We start from the raw sequence: 21,088 nt of genomic DNA on the forward strand, positions 1-21,088 counted from the left end.
TATTTAATTAAACTTTAAATAGGGGACATTATGAAAAAACTAATATCTTCTGTAGTAGGAGCTTTAAGCATTTTTGCTTTAAGTTTATCACTGATGGCTACGGCAAAGTCAGCTGAATTTTTTACTATAGGAACAGGCGGACCAACTGGGGTTTATTTCCAAACTGGTAACGCTATTTGTAAAATGTTGCACAAATCTGCAATCAGTAAAGAGCACGGAAGAAAAAAAGGTGGTGACAAAGCTTACAGATGTACAGCGCCTTCTACTGGTGGTTCGAATTACAATATTGGACAAATTAAAGAAGGTGAATTTCAATTTGGTGTAGCTCAGTCTGACTGGCAATACCATGCTGTAAATGGATCTAGCAAATGGGAAGGAAAAAAATACGGAAAATTAAGAGCTGTATTCTCTGTACACAACGAGCCTTTTCAAATTTGGGCTAGCAAAAAATCTAAAGTTAAAAACTTTAAAGGCCTTAAAGGAAAAGTAGTTAACATTGGTAACCCAGGTTCTGGACAAAGAGGAACTATGGAAGAGCTAATGAAAGCTATGGGAGTTAACAATAGTTACTTCAAAACAACTACAGAGCTTACATCATCTGAGCAAGTAAAAGCTTTATGTGATGGTAAAATTGATGCATTCGGTTATTCAGTTGGATTTCCTAATGGAGCAATGGAACAAGCTGCTACTTGTGCTGCAAAAGCAAGCCCAATTAATTTGACTGGATCGCAAGTGAAAAAGTTAATTAGTGGAGCTGATTATTATGCACAAGCTGTAATTCCAAAAGGTACTTACTCTAACCAGAAAAAAGACGCGACTACTTTTGGTGTAAAAGCTACAGTAGTAACAAGTGCGGATGTTTCTGATGAGCTAGTATATTTGGTGACAAAAGCTGTTTTTGAAAACTTTGATGATTTCAAAAAACAACATCCTGCATTTTCTTTTTTAAGTAAAAAAGATATGATCAAAGATGGTTTGTCTGCACCTTTACATCCTGGTGCGATTAAATATTACAAAGAAGCTGGGTTAATGTAATCTAGTTTTTAAACTAAATCAAAAAAGGCCCACTTAGTTGGGCCTTTTTTTTATAGCTTAATAATTTCACAATGGTTTTAAATATAAAAAAAAATGTAGAAAGTAAGATCCAGGAAGATTTATCTCCTACAAGAAATTTGACTGGAATACATTTGAAAATTGTAAGTGCGCTTGCAATTATTTGGTCTTTATTTCAGCTTTGGTATGCATCTCCGTTTCCATTCATGTTCGATTTTGGAATGTTTAAAGGTCTACCAGCAAGAGCTATACATTTGGGATTTGCCCTAACTTTAACATTCTTAATTTATCCTTTTTCTAGAGGTAAAAAAATTTCTTTCTTTGATATTGTAATTAGCATTACAGCAGCTTTTTGCTGTTTATATATTTATTTTTTTTATGACCAATTAATTGCAAGAGGTGGAGTTCTTTTAAAAGTCGATATTGCAAGTTTTTCTATTCCATTGGAAATTATTATTGGTAGTACTGGAATTCTTATTTTGCTAGAAGCTACGAGAAGAGCCATCGGTACTCCTCTGGTTATTATTGCAGTATGTTTTTTATTATTTTCTTACTTTGGTAGATACGCACCAGAGATTATTTCTCATGGAGGACTATCTCTTAAGCGCCTTGTTGGTTTTCAATGGTTTGATCAAGAAGCTATTTTTGGAATTCCTATCGGTGTTTCTGTAGATTTTATTTTTCTATTTGTTTTGTTTGGTGCTCTTTTGGAAACAGCTGGAGGAGGAAAATATTTTTTAGATTTAGCATTCTCAATGGTGGGAAGAATGAGAGGAGGGCCTGCAAAAGCTGCTATTCTTGGTTCTGGATTAACTGGACTAATTTCAGGCTCTTCAATTGCAAATACAGTAACTACGGGAACTTTTACTATTCCTATTATGAAAAAATCTGGCTTTTCCAAAGAAAAAGCCGGAGCGATTGAGGTTTCTGCGTCAGTCAACGGTCAAATAATGCCTCCCGTTATGGGGGCTGCTGCTTTTGTAATGGCTAGTTTTATAGGAGTGACGTACTTTGAAATTGTGAAGCATGCATTTCTTCCAGCAATTATTTCATACTTAGCTTTATTTTACATTTCTCATTTAGAGGCATTGAAAATGAACTTAAAAGGAATGGAAGAAAGTGAAATTCCAAATTTGAAAAAAACTTTTTTAGACGGTTTGCATTTTCTAATTCCTATTTTTGTTTTAATTTATATGTTGGTTTTTTTACGTTACACAGCGTCATATTCAATTTTTTTTGCAACCATCACTTTGATACTTGTGAATTTAGTTCAAAAGCTATTTAAAGAATCTGATTATTTATTTGCTTTAAAATCCTGGTTTAATCAAACAGTAGTTGGCTTTGAAAAGGGTGCTTTAAATATGGTTGGAGTGGGTATTGCCATTGCAACAGCCGGAATAATTGTTGGAGCAGTTGGCTCTACTGGCTTAAGTACTAATCTAATTATCGTCATAGAATCTATTGCCAAAGACAACATCGTGATCTTATTATTTTTAACTATAATCTTATGTTTATTGTTAGGTATGGGTTTACCAACTACTGCTAATTATGTAGTGGTAGCTTCATTGATGGCTGCAGTGCTAGTTGAGGTGGGGGCGGCTTCAGGATTTATTTTCCCATTAATTGCGGTTCATTTGTTTGTGTTTTATTTTGGTTTAATGGCGGATGTTACCCCTCCTGTTGGACTTGCCTCTTATGCTGCAGCAGCTATTTCGGGAGGAGATCCTTTGAGAACAGGAATGCAAGCATTTTGGTATAGTTTGAGAACTGCGATTCTTCCAATTGTTTTTTTGTTTAATCACGAGCTATTATTAATAGGTATTGAAAATATTTGGCATGGTTTATTAGTGATTGTAACTTCTTTGATTGGAATTTTAATTTTTACTTCAGCTACACAGGGCTGGTTTTTTAACAAACTTAGATGGTATGAAATTATTATCTTTTTGTTTATTTCTATTTCCTTTCTTGCGCCAGAGTTTATCTTAAATAGAGTATATCCAAAGTATAACTATTTTGATGTCTATCAGGCTCAAACAGTTCAGTTAGATTTTGACAAAGAGGTAAGATTTAAAGTCACTAGAAATAGTGACTACGGTGAACGTTACAAGCTATTCTTAATTAAAGAAAACAGTTTTGAAAAGAAATATACCCTTCAAGATTTTGGATTAAATGTTGTAACAGACAAAAACAAACTAGTTATTGTAGATACAATTCAATGGAATGGTCTCGCCAAGAAAGCTGGATTTCAGCAGGGAGATATTATTAGCGAATTCAAGATAGAGAATACCAATAGGCCTGACAAAGACTGGATTTATCCATTTGCATTAATTCTTCTGGGATTGTTTGGTTTTTCTAATTACAAAAGAGAGAAAAATTAAGCTAAATTTTTTTTTGCAATTGATATAAGAGTATCAATTAAGTTAGAAAGACCACTTTGTCGTTGAGCTGTAAGCAATTCTAAAATTCCAAGATTTTTAAAATCATTTTTACTTAGTTTTGAAATCTCTGCGATTTGCTCATTGTTTAGTAGGTCAATAACAAGTTTTGCGGTACCTTTTGTAATGAATGCATCGGCATCAAATCTATAGACCATTGTATCGTTAGATTGTTTCGAGCCAACAACCCAAAGATTAGAAGCACATCCAGCAATTTTATTATCATGGATTTTGTATTGATTGTCTAATTCAGCGGCATCGTTTGCTATATCAATTAAGTATTGCAAACGATCGGTTCCCTCCAGAACAGAAATTTCCATACCTTTAGCTTTAATTTTTTCAATAATCATTTGTAATAGTCGTAGTTAATATCGCATCAATGGGTAAAACAATACAGTTTTTACGATTTCTATTGTTAATATTTAAAAGCGACTTGAAATCCATAATCTCAAAAGTTTGTTTCGTATCAATTTGGTTAAAAAAGTTCATAATTTGTATTTTAAACAAGCCTAAGCTGTCCCAATTGAGCTTATTTATATTTTTGGAAAGTAATGAGGCCGATGCTTGGCAATAGATGCATACCTCACCTTCATACCTAAAATTACTTATTTGCTTATTCTTTAGATCGAATTCTATTTTAATCTCATCGCCGCAATTTTTATTTTTTAATATATTTTTAAATTGCGCATGTCCTTTCAAGCCAAAAGATTTTGTGTTGGCAGCAAGTTTAATTAACTCCTCCATAAATACATATTACTTTAGATAAGGGCCTATGTTTAAAATTAATACTTCTTTAACAAGATAATAAAACTGACCTATATTTATAATTAATTGTTCCTTTGCTAAATAATATGTCTGAAATGAAGGTATATTAGTAATAATAAAAATTTGGAAGTAATCGAGGGCTATAATTGATAAACCAAAAAAAATTACGAAAAGAAATAATACTCGAGAAAATAAGAAATTTTTAGAGTTTGATTTGTTTCCATGTATCCATTTTAAATTACAAATACCACATTGAACTTCTCTATTGCCAGTTCCAAGTTCTGATTTTTTTTACATCAAACTGATATTTACCACACTTACAATTTATGATCATTTGTTAGCCCCTGGCGGCATCATAGTAATGATTTTGATTTTAGAGTTATGTAATTTGTTTAAAAATAATGATTTTGTATTAGTAGGTTTGTATTTAATTATTCTTGTTAATAAAAGAGATTTTTCAAAAGATGTTTCTTTCTTTTTCTGAATAATATTGTTTTTTTTGACTTTTGTATTTTTTCTTAGTTCAGTTTTGGAGACTACGCTCTTAATTGCAGTTTTTTCTTTTGGTTGATTGTTTATCTCAATAGCAGCTTCATTGTTTTGAATACTATCTACAGCTTTTAAAATCTTTTCTGTGGTTAGTTTCTTTGCTTTTTGATTATTTGAAATAGGATTGATATCATGAACGGCATCTAAAATTTCATTTATTGAAAATTTTTTATTCATCAAATTTTTATATCATATTTTTAAAATAAATATAATTTTAAGAATACAACTTATAAACAGATATTTAAGCATGAGAAACTTTCTTTTATTTTTATCCACCTTAACCTGTTGGGCACCTACCTGGTATCTTATAAAATTTCAGTTTGGAATTGTTGATCCTATTGTGTCTGTATTTTATCGCTTTTTTTTAGCTGGTTTAATTCTATTTGTTATTTTACTTATCGCAAAAAAAAATATGATCTTTAGAATAAGAGACCATGCTCGCTTTGCAGCTCTTGGAGTAGCATTGTTTTCTTTAAACTATATATTTTTTTATTCTGCCAATACTTATTTAATAAGTGGAATAGTTACTGTAGCTTTCTCTTCAATTTTGATTATGAATATTTTAGGGGAGAGAATCTATTTTGGAGTTATCTCATCAAAGAAAACTTGGTTAGCTGCTGGGCTTGGAATTTTAGGAATCTTTATTATTTTTCAAAAAGAGATTCTGGCATTTGAATCTAGCAACAATATGCACCTAGGAATTGCTTTTTCTTTTATAGCAACTTTTTGGGCTTCTACTGGCAACCTACTGCATCAGAGTAATTTTAAAAACAAGATCCCTTTTTTTCCATCCTTGTCTTATGGAATGATTTATGGCTCTTTGTTTTCGCTTATGATCGCAAAATATCGTGGAGCTGAACTGATTTTTGACTTTTCTGCTTCGTATGTTTTTTCCTTTTTATATTTGGTGATATTTGGATCTGTTATTGCTTTTTATTTATATTTAAACTTATTAGAACGGATCGGATCGGCTAGAGCGGGCTACATAGGTGTAGTTATGCCAATAGTGGCCCTTTCTATCTCAACAGTTTTTGAAGGTTTGCAGTGGACTGAAAACTTAATCTATGGACTTCCTATTTTGATTGTTGGATGCGTGTTGATTCTTGATCAAAAATCCAAATCAGAACTATAGAAGAGACGTCTTTTTTATTGTCATCAATTCATTAATTATGTAAAAACTTGCCATCATGCCCCCTTAGCTCATTTGGTAGAGCAATTGATTTGTAATCAATAGGTGATCTGTTCGAATCAGATAGGGGGCACCACTTTCTTTAGATAGCTAATTAAATAATAAAAACTTTGTTAATAAGTTATTTGCTATTTTGGCAAAAATAAATCACTCTTAACAAAAAGTTAATTTATGAATAAAATTTTAATATTAGGCTTTGGTGTAGCTAGCACTGCTTACATATCGCTTTTAGATCATAATAAAAAAAAAGTGTCCGTATTAGGTACACCATTTGATCTTAAAAAAATCTCTAGCTTAAATGCATCTCACATTAAAAAAGATAAAAAATCTGGATTGGTTTTTTCAAATAATGTTAAATTTTACAATAACATAGAAGAGATTATCAAATCTAAATATTCCTTAGTTGTTGTTGGAGTTAACTCGAATGGAATTTTATGGGCTTCCAAGCAACTTCGTTTGCTGAAACCAGGCTGTCCTATTTTAATTTTAACGAAAGGCTTGTTTAAATCAAAAAATAAAATTTATAAACTTTCAGATTTTTTTAAGCAAAAAAATAAATTAACTAAAATAGTTTATGCAGCTGGCCCATGCCTTGCTGGTGAGCTGATAAACAAAACACACACAAGAACTGTATTGGCTAGCAATTCTATCATTAACGCAAAGTACGTTAAAAAAATATTGCAAAATGACTATTATCATCCAGATATTACTGCAGACATAGCTGGTGCAGAAATTTGCTCTGCGACCAAAAATATTTATGCAACAATCATAGGCTCTTCTGTTGGGCAGTCGAATAAATATTTGTCTAAAAAAGATAAGGAAAAAAATTATTTTAATGCTGCTTCTGCATTGTTTGAACAGTCTATTCGCGAAATGAATATTATAGTTACAAAATTTAAGGGACAAACGTCAACTGTATTAGGTCCTGCTGGAACTGGTGATCTTTACGTGAGTGCTTTAGGAGGAAGAAATAGCAAAATGGGTTCTTTTTTAGGTAATGGTTTTTTGTATAAAAACATCATTAAATCACAAATGAAAAATATTACAGTGGAAGGTGCTGAGCTGATGCTTGATGTTGGTTCCTTGTTATTAAAGACAGTTGGGAAAAAGAATCTGCCTCTAGCAAGCCTTTTGTTGAGCTCTCTTAAAAACAATAAAAAATTAAAGATAGATTGGAAAAAATTTTCAAATTAGTTAATTTTTGCGACATTTTGTGTGGTTAATTAGCTCAATCCCTTATTTATTAGAATATAAATTAGGTGTATAGACAAGGCCTATGGAAACTGAGTTTTTAAGAGATTATGCAACAATTTTGATTTTTTTATTCATCTCGATTGGCCTTGGCTTTGGGTTTATTTTTGTTAATTTTTTATTTTCACCAAGCAATCCTGACACGGAAAAGCTATCAGCTTATGAATGTGGTTTTGAGGCTTTCTCAGACTCTAGAATGAAATTTGATGTGCGATTTTATTTAGTAGCAATCCTATTTATTATCTTTGACCTTGAAGTAGCTTTTTTATTTCCTTGGGCTGTAACTTTGGGACAATTAGGACCCTTAGGTTTTTGGAGTATGATGATATTTTTAACAGTTCTTACGATTGGTTTTATTTATGAGTGGAAAAAAGGAGCGTTAGATTGGGAATAGTACCTGCCGAAAAATTGAAAGACATTCCAAAAGAATTCAGAGAAGTAGCTGAAGAATTTACGGAAAAAGGATTTGTTACCATTGGTAGCGATAGACTCATAAATTGGGCTAGAACTGGATCTTTGCACTGGATGACTTTTGGTCTTGCATGTTGTGCTGTTGAAATGATGCAAACCTCAATGCCGAGATATGATCTAGAACGTTTTGGAGCTGCTCCAAGAGCCTCTCCTCGTCAGTCAGATGTCATGATTGTTGCTGGAACTTTAACAAATAAAATGGCTCCTGCTTTAAGAAAAGTTTATGATCAAATGCCAGAACCTAGATATGTAATTTCCATGGGTAGCTGTGCTAATGGCGGTGGTTATTATCACTATTCTTATTCGGTAGTAAGAGGTTGTGATAAAATTGTGCCCGTAGATATTTATGTTCCAGGTTGCCCACCTTCGGCGGAAGCATTGCTGTATGGTATTTTGCAACTTCAAAAAAAAATAAGAAGAGAAGGAAGTCTTCAACGCTAATGTCAGAAATTTATCAAAATTTAAAGAAATTAGTTTTAGAAAAAAAAGAACTAAAGCTTAAAGAGGTAGATTTGACTCATGATAATCTTATTTTAAACTGTGATGTAGATAACATTATTCATAATATTGATATTCTAAAGAGATCTCCTGAATTTAAATTTCGTCAGTTAATAGATATCTTAGGAGTAGATTATCCTCAACAAAGTAAAAGATTTGAAGTTATTTATTTGTTTTTAAGTCATGAAAATAATTTTAGAATTTCTTTAAAGATCAAGATTGGAGATGAAGAGATAGTCCCAACTCTTACAGATATTTTTCCATCAGCCAACTGGCAAGAGCGAGAAGTTTTTGACATGTATGGAATTCGATTTGCTGATCATCCTGATCTCAGAAGAATTTTGACTGACTATGAATTTGAAGGCTATCCATTAAGAAAAGATTTTCCTCTAACTGGATATAAAGAGGTCAGATATAGCGCAGAACATCAAAAAGTTATTTACGAACCAGTTAAGCTAGCTCAAGATTATAGAGATTTTAATTTTGAGAGTCCTTGGGAAGGGTCTGAATATATTAAAAAAGAACAAGACAAAGTGGAAGAAAAGAAATGAGCAAACATACCAAAACAATGAATCTAAATTTTGGTCCACAACACCCTGCAGCACACGGTGTACTTCGTTTGATTCTTGAATTGGATGGAGAGGTTATTGAAAGAGCCGATCCTCATATTGGTTTATTACACAGAGGAACTGAAAAATTAATTGAACACAAAACATACACCCAAGCTATTCCATATTTTGACAGATTGGATTATGTCGCTCCCATGAACCAAGAGCATGCATTTGCTATGGCAGTGGAAAAGCTTCTGAAAATTGAAGTGCCTATTCGAGCTCAGTATATCAGAGTAGTTTTTTGTGAGATCGGAAGAATTTTAAGCCATATTTTAAACATTACAACACAAGCATTAGATGTTGGTGCTTTAACACCTTCTTTGTGGGGTTTTGAAGAACGCGAAAAACTTATGGTATTTTATGAACGAGTGTCCGGTTCAAGATTACATGCCAACTACTTTAGACCTGGTGGTGTTCATATAGATCTGCCCACTGGTCTTGCGGATGATATTTATAAATTTTGCGAAACTTTTCCTGACGTAATTAATGATTTAGAAACTTTGCTTACTGACAATAGGATTTTTAAACAAAGAAATGTAGATATAGGAATTGTCTCTAAGCAAGAAGCTTTGGATCATGGTTTTTCAGGAGTTATGCTAAGAGGATCAGGAGTACCTTGGGACTTAAGAAAATCTAATCCTTATGAATGTTACAACGAATTTGATTTTAAAATTCCAGTAGGAAAAAATGGTGATTGTTACGATAGGTATCTTTGCCGGATAGAAGAAATGAAAGAAAGCATTTCTATTATGAAGCAAGCTCTGCAAAAAATGCCAGAGGGACCTGTAATGACAGCCAATACAAAGGTAGGACCTCCAAAACGTAAGGAAATGAAAATGAGTATGGAGGCACTAATCAATCACTTTAAATTATATACAGAAGGTTATCATGTACCTAAAGGAGAAGTGTATACTGCTGTTGAAGCTCCTAAAGGAGAGTTCGGTGTTTATTTAGTGTCTGATGGTTCCAACAAACCTTATCGCTGTAAAATTAAAGCACCTGGATTTACACACTTGCAAGCTATGAATTATATGATCAAAGGACACATGTTAGCGGATGTTCCGGCTGTATTAGGTTCTATGGACATTGTTTTTGGAGAGGTTGACCGATGAGTGGAAAGCACGTTGCTAAAGACCAGCCAAAATCATTTATTTTTTCTTCAGAAAATTTAAAAACAAAAGATATAATATTAAAAAAATATCCAGAAGTTAGAAAAAAAAGTGCTGTAATGCCTTTATTAAATTTAGCTCAAAAGCAAAACGATGGATGGATATCATTAGCAGCGGTTCAATATATTGCTGACTTGTTAGAAGTTCCTTACATAAAAGTTTATGAGGTTGCTACGTTTTACACTATGTACAATCTTGCCCCTGTAGGAAAATATTTTGTCCAAGTGTGTACTACAACGCCCTGTGCAATAAGAGGCTCAGGAAAAATAGTAGAAGCTTGTAAGAAATATATTTCTAGTAACGAAGGACATCTAAGCGAAGATAAAAAAAGCTCATGGATTGAAGTGGAGTGTTTAGGCGCTTGTGTTAATGCACCTATGATACAAATTAACGAAGATTATTATGAGGATTTAGATGCCATTTCAGCAGAAAAGATTTTTAAAAGCTTTAAAGACGACAACTTGCCAAAATTAGGATCTCAAAAGGGAAGAAAAGGATCTGAACCGATTAAACAAAGATTAACTTTATTAAAAAATTAAATGCTAGAAGATAAAAATAGAATATTTAAAAATTTATACGGAGATGAGAGTTTTAGCCTTCCTGCCGCTGAAGTTAGGGGTGATTGGAAAGATACTAAAGAAATCATTTCTAAAGGAAAAGATTGGATTATAGAAGAGGTTAAAAAATCAGAGCTACGCGGTAGAGGTGGCGCCGGATTTCCTACTGGAGTTAAATGGTCTTTTGCACCGAAAGAAGTCAAAGAAGGAAGACCTCATTATCTAGTAATTAATGCCGATGAATCAGAACCAGGAACATGCAAAGATAGAGATATATTAAGGTATGAGCCTCACAAATTAATCGAAGGATGTTTAATTGCAGCCTACGCAGTAAGTGCAAATATTTGTTACGTCTACATTAGAGGCGAGTATGTAAATGAAGGTAAGGTTTTACAAGAGGCAATTAATGAGGCTTATGAAAAAGGTTATTTAGGAAAAAATGCTGCAGGAACTGGATGGGATCTAGATATTTTCATTCACTATGGAGCAGGAGCATATATTTGTGGCGAAGAAACAGCCTTATTAGAAAGTCTTGAAGGAAATAAAGGTCAACCAAGATTAAAACCTCCTTTTCCAGCGTTGATAGGTCTTTATGGGTGTCCAACTATTGTTAACAATGTAGAAACTGTTGCGGTAGTTCCTACTATCTTAAAAAGAGGAAGCGAATGGTTTGCCTCTTTTGGAAGAGTAAAAAACAGAGGAACTAAAATTTTTTGTATTTCTGGAAATGTTAACAACCCATGCAATGTTGAAGAAGAAATGGGCATTCCTTTAAAAGTTTTAATAGAAAAACATGCGGGTGGAGTAATAGGTGGATGGGACAATCTACAAGCTGTAATTCCTGGAGGCTCATCTATGCCCCTACTTCCAAAGAATATTTGTGAAACTATAAATATGGATTTTGATGCTTTGATCGAGGCGAAAAGTGGCTTAGGAACAGCAGGCATAGTAGTAATAGATAAGTCGCAAGATATTGTTAAGTGCATGACTAGAATAGCCAGATTTTATAAACATGAAAGTTGTGGTCAATGCACTCCATGTAGAGAAGGTACGGGTTGGATGTGGAGAATGTTAGAACGAATAGGTCGAGGAGAATCTAATATTTCTGAAATTGATATGCTTATGGATGTCACCAAGCAAATTGAAGGACATACGATTTGTGCTTTTGGTGAAGGTTCTTCATGGCCTGTCCAAGGTCTTTTAAGACACTTTAGAAAAGAAATGGAAGCAAAGTGTAATTCAGACCAATATCATTTAAGGAAAGACATAATTTAATGCCAAAAGTCAAAGTAGATGGAGTAGAGATTGAAGTTGAGAATGGAACTACCGTTTTGCAAGCTTGTGAAATTGCAGGCAAAGAAATACCAAGATTTTGTTATCATGAAAGACTTTCTATAGCTGGAAATTGTAGAATGTGCTTAGTGGAAATAGAGAGATCAGCAAAGCCTGTTGCTTCCTGTGCAATGCCAGCTGCAGAAGGACAAGTTATTTTTACAAATACAGAGATGGTAAAAAAAGCAAGAGAAGGTGTTATGGAATTTTTGCTTATTAACCATCCACTAGATTGCCCGATTTGTGATCAGGGTGGTGAGTGTGACCTTCAAGATCAATCAGTTAATTACGGTGGCCGAAGCTCTCGTTATGAATTGAACAAAAGATCTGTAAAAGAAAAATATATGGGACCGTTAATCAAAACCCAAATGAATAGATGTATACACTGCACAAGATGTATTCGTTTTGCAGAAGAAATTGCCGGTGTTCCTGATTTGGGCGCAATTAATCGTGGTGAAAACATGGAAATAACGACATTTCTTGAAAAAACTGTAGACAGTGAATTGTCAGCCAATGTCATCGACTTGTGCCCTGTCGGAGCACTTACTTCCAAGCCTTACGCTTTTGAAGCAAGACCTTGGGAGTTAACCAAAACAGAAACTATAGATGTTATGGATGCAGTTGGATCTAATATTAGAGTTGATACAAAAGGATGGGATGTAAAAAGAATTTTACCTAGAATAAACGAAGATATTAACGAAGAGTGGATATCTGATAAAACTAGATATGCTTGTGACGGATTGTCTTCGAACAGAATAGATCAGCCTTACATTAAAAAGGAAGGTAAGCTAACCCCATGTTCTTGGGAGGAAGCTTTTTTAAAAATTAGTGAAGAGTTTAAAAAAACTGCAAATATAGGTGGCCTAGTAGGAGACTTGGTAGATTTGGAAACTATTTTTTCATTAAAAAATTTACTATCAAGCGTTAGTGGAAGTGATTCGGTAGATTTTAGACAGAAAGATTTTTATATAGATCCATCTCATCCTTCTAACTATTTATTTAACACCCCCATTGCTGAAATCGATGATGCTGATTTATTTTTATTAGTTGGTGCAAACCCGAGATTAGAAGCAACGATGATAAATTCTAGGATTAGAAAAAACTTTGTTAGCAAAAAATCAGAAGTTTTTTCAATTGGAAACCCTGGAGATCAAACGTATAAAATAAATTTATTAGGTGATAATTTGAATATTCTTAAAGATATAGAAGCTGAAAAAAATTTATTTGCTGATAAAATAAAAAAATCAAAAAAACCAATATTTATAATTGGTGAAAGTGTGTTGAACTCTAAGCAAGGAAAGTTTGTTTTGGAAACTTCAAAAAATATTTTGAAAAAATACAATGCTCTCTCAGGTCTTAATACACTTCATAGAAATGCGTCTTCTGTAGGAGCTTTAATGCTGGGTGCTTACAATACTAACCAGGACGTTTTGAAAAATGAAATTTTATATTTGATCGGCGCAGATGAAATAGAAATTGATAGTAAAAATAAGTTTATTATTTACCAAGGCTCTCATGGTTCTAAAAACACAAAGATAGCAGATGTTGTTTTGCCTGGAGCTGCTTATACGGAAAAAGATAGTTTATATGTTAATTTAGAAGGCAGAGTACAAGCTGCATACAAAGCCTCTTTCCCCCCTGGAGATGCAAAAGAAGATTGGAAAATTTTAAGAGCTTTATCGGATGTGCTTAAAAAACCACTAAAATTTAATACTATTGAACAGTTAAGGTCTAAAATATTTGAATCATTTTCTGTTTTGCCGGAGATTAATCAACTGCCAAAAGTAAAGACTGAAAATTTATCCATAGCATCTGTAGACACGCTAGATTCCAAAGTAAACTTTACTATTTTAGATTATTATCAAACCAATGAAATTGCCAGATCCTCCAAAACTATGATGGAGTGCAAAAGTGCCAGAGAGCAATTGGCAAAAACAGGAACGGACGATTAGAGATGATGTCTGAATACTTAAATATTATACTTTTTGATAGCTTGAAGATATTGGCGTTATTAATACCTGTTTTAATTGCTGTAGCTTTAATTGTTTGGGTAGATAGAAGAGTGTGGGGTCTTGTACAGCTAAGAAAGGGTCCAAATGTAGTTGGTCCATTTGGTTTATTTCAAACTGTTGCTGACGCTTTAAAATATATTTTTAAAGAAATAATTATTCCAGCGGGTGCAAATAAGATTATTTTTATTTTAGCCCCAGTCGTTACTATGTCCTTAGCTTTATTAGCTTGGGCAGTAATTCCTTTTGGAGAAAACCTTTATGTAACCAACATTAATGTTGGAATTTTGTATTTATTTGCAGTTTCTTCTTTGGGAGTTTATGGAATTATTATGGCAGGATGGGCTTCCAATTCAAAATATCCTTTTCTTGGAGCATTAAGGTCAGCAGCTCAAATGGTATCGTATGAAGTTTCCATAGGATTGGTTATTATCACTGTTCTATTGTGTGTAGGTTCTTTAAATCTAGTTGATATTGTTGTTGCTCAAAAAAATATATGGTTTGCCATTCCTTTGTTTCCCATGTTCGTTATTTTCTTTATTTCAGCTTTAGCAGAAACCAATAGGCCTCCTTTTGACCTTCCTGAAGCAGAAGCAGAGCTTGTCTCTGGATATCAAACTGAATATTCAGGAATGATGTATGCACTTTTTTGGCTTGGAGAGTATGCGAATATATTATTAATGTGCGCACTAGGTTCTATTTTATTCCTAGGTGGGTGGCTATCTCCATTGGATATCACTCCATTCAATCTTGTTCCTTCTCCTATTTGGCTGATTTTCAAAATTCTACTATTATTTATTTTATTTGCATTGGTAAAAGCAATTGTACCAAGATATAGATACGATCAATTAATGAGATTGGGATGGAAAGTATTCTTACCTCTCTCTTTATTTTGGGTGGTATTGACTTCGGGGTTTTTATTCTACTTTGACTTACTTCCAAATTAAATATGAAATTTGATAGAATTATAAAGACAATTTTTTTAGTAGAGTTTGTAAAAGCTCTATATTTGGCAATTAAATACATGTTTAAAGACAAGGCTACTATCAACTATCCTTTTGAAAAAGGCCCTTTAAGCCCAAGATTTAGAGGGGAACATGCCTTACGTAGATACCCAAATGGAGAAGAGCGATGCATTGCTTGTAAATTGTGTGAAGCAGTATGTCCCGCTCAAGCAATTTCTATTGATGCAGAACTAAAAGAAGACGGTTCTAGAAAAACTACTAGGTATGATATTGATATGGTTAAGTGTATTTATTGTGGCCTTTGTCAGGAAGCTTGCCCAGTAGATGCAATAGTACAGGGGCCCAATTTTGAATTTTCTACAGAAACTAGAGAAGAGCTTTATTACAACAAAGATAAGCTAATGGATAACGGAGATAGATGGGAAAAAGAAATTGCTCATAATATAAAAAAAGATAAAGCCTACAGGTAATGCTAGCTCATTCAATTATATTTTATTTTTTTTCATTTATAACAATCGCATCCTCTTTAATGGTGATCGCTAGTAAAAATACTGTTCATGCAGTTTTTTTTTTAATACTTGATTTTGTTAGTATATCATCTTTGTTTATCATGATGGGAGCTGAATTTTTAGGAATGCTCACATTGATTGTTTATGTCGGTGCAGTAGCAGTACTTTTTCTATTTGTTGTTATGATGATTAATGTCAATTTTTCAGAATTAAAATCTGGTTTTTTAGAATACATACCATTTGGATTGCTAATCGGTCTTGTTATTTTGTTAGAACTTGGAATGATGATTGCTACCTGGAAATACAAACCTGATTTTGTACCATCTAATACGATTATAAATAAAACTATTACTAATACAGAAAGCCTAGGCCTAGTAATTTACACAGATTATATTTTCTTTTTTCAATTATCAGGTTTTATTTTATTAGTAGCGATGATTGGTGCTATCGTTTTAACCTTTAGAAGAAAAGAATCTCTTAGAAGACAAGACATTACCACACAAGTTTCTAGAGAGAGAACAGATTCAGTTGAATTGGTTGAAGTGAAGCATTCCGAAGGAGTTAAAATAAATGATTGAAATTGGATTAACCCATTATTTATTCCTTGCGTCTATAATTTTTACAATTGGTGTAATAGGAATATTTTTAAACAGAAAAAATGTAATTGTAATTTTAATGTCGGTGGAACTAATTTTAATTGCTGTAAATATTAATTTAGTTTCATTTTCTGTTTATTTGAATGATATTGTTGGGCAGGTTTTTACATTGTTTGTATTAACTGTAGCAGCCGCTGAGGCCGCTATAGGGCTTGCTATATTAGTGGTATTTTTCAGAAACAAAGGCTCTATTCACGTAGATGATATCAACTCTTTAAAAGGTTAAACAATGGCTTATTTATTAGTTTTTTTGCCATTAGTTGCCTCTTTCATAGTTGGTATTTTTGGTAGAATTTTAGGAGATAAAATTTCACAATTTATTACGTGCTCGTTTGTTTTAATTTCATCTGTTTTATCTATCTATATCTTTTCTGACGTTGCTATAAATTCTAACATCTACAATCTTAAGATTTTTAACTGGATCACTTCTGGAGGCCTAGTACTTAATTGGTCTATCAATATCGATACTCTTACTTCAGTCATGTTGGTAGTTGTCACTTCGGTTTCAGCTTTAGTTCATGTTTACTCAGTAGGATATATGTCTCATGATCCTGACAAACCCAGGTTCATGTCTTACTTATCTTTATTTACTTTTATGATGTTAATGCTAGTCACATCAGATAATTTTTTACAGCTATTTTTTGGCTGGGAGGGAGTAGGTCTTGCATCTTATCTTTTGATAGGATTTTGGTATAAAAAACCATCAGCCAATTCAGCAGCCATAAAAGCATTTGTTGTCAATAGAGTAGGAGATTTTGGTTTAGCGATTGGTATTTTTTTAATATTCAAATACACAGGCAGCGTTAATTTTGTAGATGTGTTCAAAGCTATTCCAACGCTTTTAGATAAAAATATTAGCATGCTTGGCATTGAGTCTTCTTTAATTAACTTTATTTGTATTTTTCTATTTATTGGGGCGATGGGTAAATCAGCGCAGATTTTTTTACACACTTGGCTACCTGATGCTATGGAAGGACCAACACCTGTTTCTGCATTAATTCATGCAGCCACCATGGTTACGGCGGGAGTTTTTCTAGTTGTGAGATGTTCGCCAATATTTGAATACTCTCCTTTTGTTTTAAATATTATAGTTTTGGTTGGCGCTACTACAGCTTTTTTTGCTGGTACCATTGGCCTTGTTCAGAACGATATTAAAAGAGTGATAGCGTATTCAACATGTAGTCAATTAGGGTACATGTTCTTTGCAGCTGGTTTGGGAGCTTATCATATTGCTATTTTTCATTTATTTACACATGCATTTTTTAAAGCGCTTCTTTTTTTAGGAGCTGGATCTGTCATTCATGCATTTAATGACGAGCAGGATATGAGAAACATGGGAGGTGTTTGGAAAAAAATTCCTTACACTTATTCATTAATGATTATTGGAACCTTGGCACTAACAGGCTTTCCTTTTCTTTCAGGTTTTTTTTCAAAAGATGCAATTATAGAAACTGCCTATAATTCAACTTCTTTTTTTGCTGGTTATGCAGTTACTATTGGAGTGTTAACAGCTTTTATGACTTCTCTTTATTCGTGGAGGTTAATTTTTATGACTTTTCATGGAACCTATAACAACAAAAACATTAGTCTATCTAAGGTTCACGAATCTCCAGCAGTAATGCTTGTGCCTCTTTTATTTCTTGCTTTAGGTGCGATTTTTGCTGGTTACGCTTTTAAAGACTATTTTATAGGTTCTCAATTTATCCAATTTTGGAGCAGTTCAATTTTCTTTTTAAAAGAGTTTGTTTTGCTGCATCCTCCTTTGTGGTTTTTATTACTAACTCCAATTTTAGTTTTATTAGCCATTCCACTTTCTTATTACTTTTTTGTCAAAGATAAAAAATCTCTGGATGGTTTTGTAGAAATAAACAAACCTCTTTATAATTTTCTAGTAAACAAATGGTACTTTGATGAGTTGTATGATTTTTTATTCGTGAAGCCCGCCAAAAAGATAGGTGCTTTTTTTTGGAAAATTGGAGATGGTACAATCATAGACGGCTTTGGTCCTGATGGTCTAGCTAAATTAGTCAAATTAGTTTCAGATAAGGCTGTTCAATTTCAGTCAGGGTTTTTATATCATTACGCTTTTGTTATACTGATAGGGCTTTCAATCTTATTAACCTACATGATGATTTTTTAATTAATGAACTTACCGATATTAACCATAATCACTTTTCTTCCTTTGATAGGAGTTTTTTTTATTCTTTTTAACAAAGGAGAAGAAGAGAGGGTAGGTAAGATTAGTTTTCATGTGTCTTTGCTAACTTCTTTGCTAGTTTTTGTTTTGTCATTATTTTTATGGTTTAGCTTTGACAAAACCATATCCTCTTTTCAGTTTGTCGAAGAAAAAAAATGGATCATTGACTTTGTGAAATACAAAGTAGGAGTGGATGGTATTAGTATCCTTTTTGTTGTGCTGACTGCCTTTATTACTCCAATTTGTATTGTTGCAACCTACAATAGTGTAAAATTTAGAAAAAAAGATTTCTTTATTGCTCTACTAGTGATGGAGACAATGATGATAGGAGTTTTTTGTTCCTTAGATCTTTTCTTATTCTATCTTTTTTTTGAAGCAGGATTAATACCCATGTTTTTAATTATTGGTATATGGGGTGGGATTAGACGAGTGTATGCGGCTTTTAAATTTTTCTTATACACACTTCTAGGATCTGTTTTTATGCTGATTGCAATTATATTTATATATATGCAAACAGGAACCACAGATGTGGAGGCTTTGTTAGCCTTGGATATACCTGTGCAATATCAATATTTATTGTGGCTTGGTTTTTTTGCTTCATTTGCTGTTAAAACACCAATGTGGCCAGTTCACACTTGGTTACCAGATGCGCATGTTGAAGCTCCTACTTCAGGCTCAGTAATTCTAGCAGCTATTTTGCTTAAAATGGCAGGCTATGGTTTTATTAGATTTTCCCTTGGTTTATTTCCAGTAGCTTCAGATTTTTTCTCACCTTTGGTATTTTCATTGAGTATAATAGCTATTGTTTACACGTCCCTTGTAGCCTTAGTCCAAAAAGATATGAAAAAATTGATAGCCTACTCGTCAGTTGCTCACATGGGCTTTGTTACTATTGGTATTTTTGCTTTCAATTCACAAGGTATCGAAGGAAGTATATTTCAAATGATAAGTCACGGCATAGTGTCTGCTGCTTTATTTCTTTGCGTAGGTGTTGTTTATGACAGAATGCATACGAGACAAATTTCAGATTATGGTGGGGTATCAAACGTAATGCCCAATTATGCAATTGTATTTATGGTTTTTATCTTAGCAAGCGTAGGACTTCCAGGAACCAGCGGTTTTGTTGGAGAGATTTTAGTTTTGATTGGAATATTTAAAACGAACTATTTGGTAGCTTTCTTTGCAGCTACAGGAGTTGTTTTGTCAGCTTGTTATAGCTTATCATTATATAGAAGAGTTTGTTTTGGAGAAATTATCAATGATAAGGTTAAAGTTTTAAAAGATATGAATTATTCAGAATATATTACTTTAATACCTTTACTGATTCTTGTAATTTTACTTGGAGTTTATCCAAACATTATTTTAGATACAATTTCAACAAGTGTGGAAAATTTAGTCTCTGTTTACAATGTTAAAATTTCAACATTTAATAATTTAATGATTAAATAATTATGGAAAATATTAATTTTATATATCCGGAAATTTTTATAGCAATTTCTATTTTAGGATTGTTAATGGTTGGAGTTTTTAAAACCAATAGTTTTAATTTAGTTACTAAGCTTACTTCGTTTATGCTTTTGATAACTATACCTATAGTTTTTTTGAATAGTACTGTTTCGATGAAGCTATTTTCAAATAACTACATAGTCGATGAATTGTCTTCTTTTTTAAAAATACTTATTTTGGGGTCTAGTGCTTTTGCGTTATTTTTTACTGATCAGTACATAAAGAAAAATAAATTAGATAAATTTGAATATCCAGTATTGATTACAACAGCTATACTTGGAATGTTTGTGATGGTCAGTTCAAATAACTTAATTGGCCTGTATCTTGGAATTGAGCTTCAGTCTCTTTCTCTTTATGTTTTGGCTTCATTAAGTAGAGATTCTACAAAATCTACAGAAGCCGGTGTTAAGTATTTTGTTCTAGGAGCATTGTCTTCTGGTTTGCTTTTGTACGGCTGTTCTCTAGTTTATGGATTTACAGGATCTACAAACTATTACGTAATTGCCGAAAACTTTTCTGCTGACAATATTGCTTTATTATTTGGTCTTGTCTTTATATTGATTGGATTGGCTTTTAAAATATCTGCTGTTCCATTTCATATGTGGACACCAGATGTTTATGAGGGTGCTCCTACTTCAGTAACAGCATTTTTTGCGTTAGCTCCAAAAGTCGCTGGCTTTGGAGCAATTATAAGAATTTTATATATTGCTTTTGGAAATGTTTTTGATGAGTGGCAGTCTATCTTGATTTTCATATCAGTAGCATCTATGATTTTGGGAGCCGTTGCTGCTATTGGGCAAACCAACATTAAAAGACTTATGGCCTATAGCAGTATTAGTCATATGGGCTATGGTCTTGCAGGGTTAGCCACTGGAATTAACGAAGGTGTGACAGCTTCTGTTCTTTATATTTTTCTTTATGTCGTAATGAACATCGGAAGCTTTGCCTGCATTCTCATTATGAAGAGAAAAGATATTTATTTAGAAAACATTAGAGACCTTTCTGGGTTGTCCAAAAATCATCCTCTTGTAGCTTTTTGCTTAACGGTAATGTTTTTTTCTTTGGCAGGTATTCCTCCCTTAGCTGGATTTTTTGCCAAATTTTATATTTTTATGGCTGTAGTTAAGGCGGATTTAATTATTTTAGCCGTAATTGGATTGGTAACTTCAGTAATTTCAGCGTTCTATTATTTGAGAATTATTAAAATAATATATTTTGATCCGGAACAAGAAAAGTTCGACCCAATCTCAAGCAAAGGTGTTAAAATTTCTTTAGCACTTTCAACCTTGTTAATATTATTTTACTTCTTGAATCCTTCTATACTAAATTTTTTCGTTAACCTTGCATCAAAGTCAGTTCAATAAAA

At 32.9% G+C, this 21,088-nt stretch carries 21 protein-coding genes and 1 tRNA gene; 19 read left to right on the forward strand and 3 right to left on the reverse strand.

Annotated features, from left to right (window positions below):
- Positions 1-30 precede the first annotated feature (30 nt).
- On the forward strand, positions 31-1,035 hold the full coding sequence (locus tag SAR11G3_RS04680; protein WP_013695640.1) for a TAXI family TRAP transporter solute-binding subunit: 1,005 nt from the start codon (positions 31-33) through the stop codon (positions 1,033-1,035).
- Between the two features lie 71 nt (positions 1,036-1,106).
- Entirely contained in the window at positions 1,107-3,431 is a 2,325-nt protein-coding gene (locus SAR11G3_RS04685; protein WP_013695641.1) for a TRAP transporter permease, read from the forward strand.
- Here the strand turns inward: SAR11G3_RS04685 and SAR11G3_RS04690 are convergent.
- The 3 genes from SAR11G3_RS04690 to SAR11G3_RS04700 form a co-directional block, all read right to left on the reverse strand.
- Entirely contained in the window at positions 3,428-3,838 is a 411-nt protein-coding gene (locus tag SAR11G3_RS04690; protein ID WP_013695642.1) for a SufE family protein, read from the reverse strand. The genes SAR11G3_RS04685 and SAR11G3_RS04690 overlap by 4 nt on opposite strands.
- Positions 3,828-4,232 carry an iron-sulfur cluster assembly scaffold protein gene (locus SAR11G3_RS07010; RefSeq protein ID WP_013695643.1) on the reverse strand — a complete coding sequence of 135 codons (405 nt, stop codon included), beginning with the start codon at positions 4,230-4,232 and terminating at the stop codon, positions 3,828-3,830. Before SAR11G3_RS07010 ends, SAR11G3_RS04690 begins: the two co-directional genes overlap by 11 nt.
- Before the next feature lie 351 nt (positions 4,233-4,583).
- A complete protein-coding gene (locus SAR11G3_RS04700) occupies positions 4,584-4,979 on the reverse strand; it encodes a hypothetical protein (protein WP_013695644.1) in 396 nt (131 codons plus the stop codon).
- 70 nt (positions 4,980-5,049) lie between these two features.
- Here SAR11G3_RS04700 and SAR11G3_RS04705 point away from each other — a divergent pair, with 70 nt between their 5' ends.
- The 17 genes from SAR11G3_RS04705 to nuoN all read left to right on the forward strand — a co-directional run bounded on the left by SAR11G3_RS04705 (position 5,050) and on the right by nuoN (position 21,086).
- A complete protein-coding gene (locus SAR11G3_RS04705; RefSeq protein WP_013695645.1) occupies positions 5,050-5,934 on the forward strand; it encodes a DMT family transporter in 885 nt (294 codons plus the stop codon).
- Between the two features lie 57 nt (positions 5,935-5,991).
- Positions 5,992-6,067 (forward strand) — tRNA-Thr (locus SAR11G3_RS04710).
- Positions 6,068-6,162: 95 nt separating this feature from the next.
- Entirely contained in the window at positions 6,163-7,185 is a 1,023-nt protein-coding gene (locus SAR11G3_RS04715; RefSeq protein ID WP_013695646.1) for a glycerol-3-phosphate dehydrogenase, read from the forward strand.
- 82 nt (positions 7,186-7,267) lie between these two features.
- The gene (locus SAR11G3_RS04720) at positions 7,268-7,636 is read left to right on the forward strand and encodes an NADH-quinone oxidoreductase subunit A (RefSeq protein ID WP_013695647.1); all 369 of its coding nucleotides are present in this window, start codon (positions 7,268-7,270) and stop codon (positions 7,634-7,636) included.
- Entirely contained in the window at positions 7,633-8,154 is a 522-nt protein-coding gene (locus SAR11G3_RS04725) for a NuoB/complex I 20 kDa subunit family protein (RefSeq protein ID WP_041862521.1), read from the forward strand. Before SAR11G3_RS04720 ends, SAR11G3_RS04725 begins: the two co-directional genes overlap by 4 nt.
- A complete protein-coding gene (locus SAR11G3_RS04730) occupies positions 8,154-8,762 on the forward strand; it encodes an NADH-quinone oxidoreductase subunit C (protein ID WP_013695649.1) in 609 nt (202 codons plus the stop codon). Before SAR11G3_RS04725 ends, SAR11G3_RS04730 begins: the two co-directional genes overlap by 1 nt.
- Positions 8,759-9,934 carry an NADH-quinone oxidoreductase subunit D gene (locus SAR11G3_RS04735; protein ID WP_013695650.1) on the forward strand — a complete coding sequence of 392 codons (1,176 nt, stop codon included), beginning with the start codon at positions 8,759-8,761 and terminating at the stop codon, positions 9,932-9,934. The genes SAR11G3_RS04730 and SAR11G3_RS04735 overlap by 4 nt, the downstream gene beginning before the upstream one ends.
- Positions 9,931-10,530 (forward strand): NADH-quinone oxidoreductase subunit NuoE, encoded by a 600-nt coding sequence (nuoE, locus tag SAR11G3_RS04740; RefSeq protein ID WP_013695651.1) that lies wholly within the window; start codon positions 9,931-9,933, stop codon positions 10,528-10,530. The genes SAR11G3_RS04735 and nuoE overlap by 4 nt, the downstream gene beginning before the upstream one ends.
- Positions 10,531-11,823 carry an NADH-quinone oxidoreductase subunit NuoF gene (gene nuoF / locus SAR11G3_RS04745; RefSeq protein ID WP_013695652.1) on the forward strand — a complete coding sequence of 431 codons (1,293 nt, stop codon included), beginning with the start codon at positions 10,531-10,533 and terminating at the stop codon, positions 11,821-11,823.
- Positions 11,823-13,832 carry an NADH-quinone oxidoreductase subunit NuoG gene (nuoG, locus tag SAR11G3_RS04750; protein WP_013695653.1) on the forward strand — a complete coding sequence of 670 codons (2,010 nt, stop codon included), beginning with the start codon at positions 11,823-11,825 and terminating at the stop codon, positions 13,830-13,832. Before nuoF ends, nuoG begins: the two co-directional genes overlap by 1 nt.
- 2 nt (positions 13,833-13,834) lie before the next feature.
- A complete protein-coding gene (gene nuoH, locus SAR11G3_RS04755; RefSeq protein WP_041862373.1) occupies positions 13,835-14,836 on the forward strand; it encodes an NADH-quinone oxidoreductase subunit NuoH in 1,002 nt (333 codons plus the stop codon).
- 2 nt (positions 14,837-14,838) lie between these two features.
- A complete protein-coding gene (gene nuoI / locus SAR11G3_RS04760; RefSeq protein ID WP_013695655.1) occupies positions 14,839-15,324 on the forward strand; it encodes an NADH-quinone oxidoreductase subunit NuoI in 486 nt (161 codons plus the stop codon).
- On the forward strand, positions 15,324-15,941 hold the full coding sequence (locus SAR11G3_RS04765) for an NADH-quinone oxidoreductase subunit J (RefSeq protein WP_013695656.1): 618 nt from the start codon (positions 15,324-15,326) through the stop codon (positions 15,939-15,941). The genes nuoI and SAR11G3_RS04765 overlap by 1 nt, the downstream gene beginning before the upstream one ends.
- The gene (gene nuoK, locus SAR11G3_RS04770) at positions 15,937-16,245 is read left to right on the forward strand and encodes an NADH-quinone oxidoreductase subunit NuoK (RefSeq protein ID WP_081456305.1); all 309 of its coding nucleotides are present in this window, start codon (positions 15,937-15,939) and stop codon (positions 16,243-16,245) included. Before SAR11G3_RS04765 ends, nuoK begins: the two co-directional genes overlap by 5 nt.
- A gap of 3 nt (positions 16,246-16,248) precedes the next feature.
- On the forward strand, positions 16,249-18,159 hold the full coding sequence (gene nuoL, locus SAR11G3_RS04775) for an NADH-quinone oxidoreductase subunit L (protein ID WP_013695658.1): 1,911 nt from the start codon (positions 16,249-16,251) through the stop codon (positions 18,157-18,159).
- A 3-nt stretch (positions 18,160-18,162) separates the two neighbouring features.
- Complete coding sequence (locus tag SAR11G3_RS04780; RefSeq protein ID WP_013695659.1) at positions 18,163-19,665, forward strand: NADH-quinone oxidoreductase subunit M; 1,503 nt, start codon at positions 18,163-18,165, stop codon at positions 19,663-19,665.
- Between the two features lie 2 nt (positions 19,666-19,667).
- Positions 19,668-21,086, forward strand: a complete 1,419-nt coding sequence (gene nuoN, locus SAR11G3_RS04785) for an NADH-quinone oxidoreductase subunit NuoN (RefSeq protein WP_013695660.1) — start codon at positions 19,668-19,670, stop codon at positions 21,084-21,086.
- The last annotated feature ends 2 nt before the right edge of the window (positions 21,087-21,088 follow it).

The organism is Candidatus Pelagibacter sp. IMCC9063 (assembly GCF_000195085.1).
Taxonomy (GTDB): Bacteria; Pseudomonadota; Alphaproteobacteria; order Pelagibacterales; family Pelagibacteraceae; genus IMCC9063.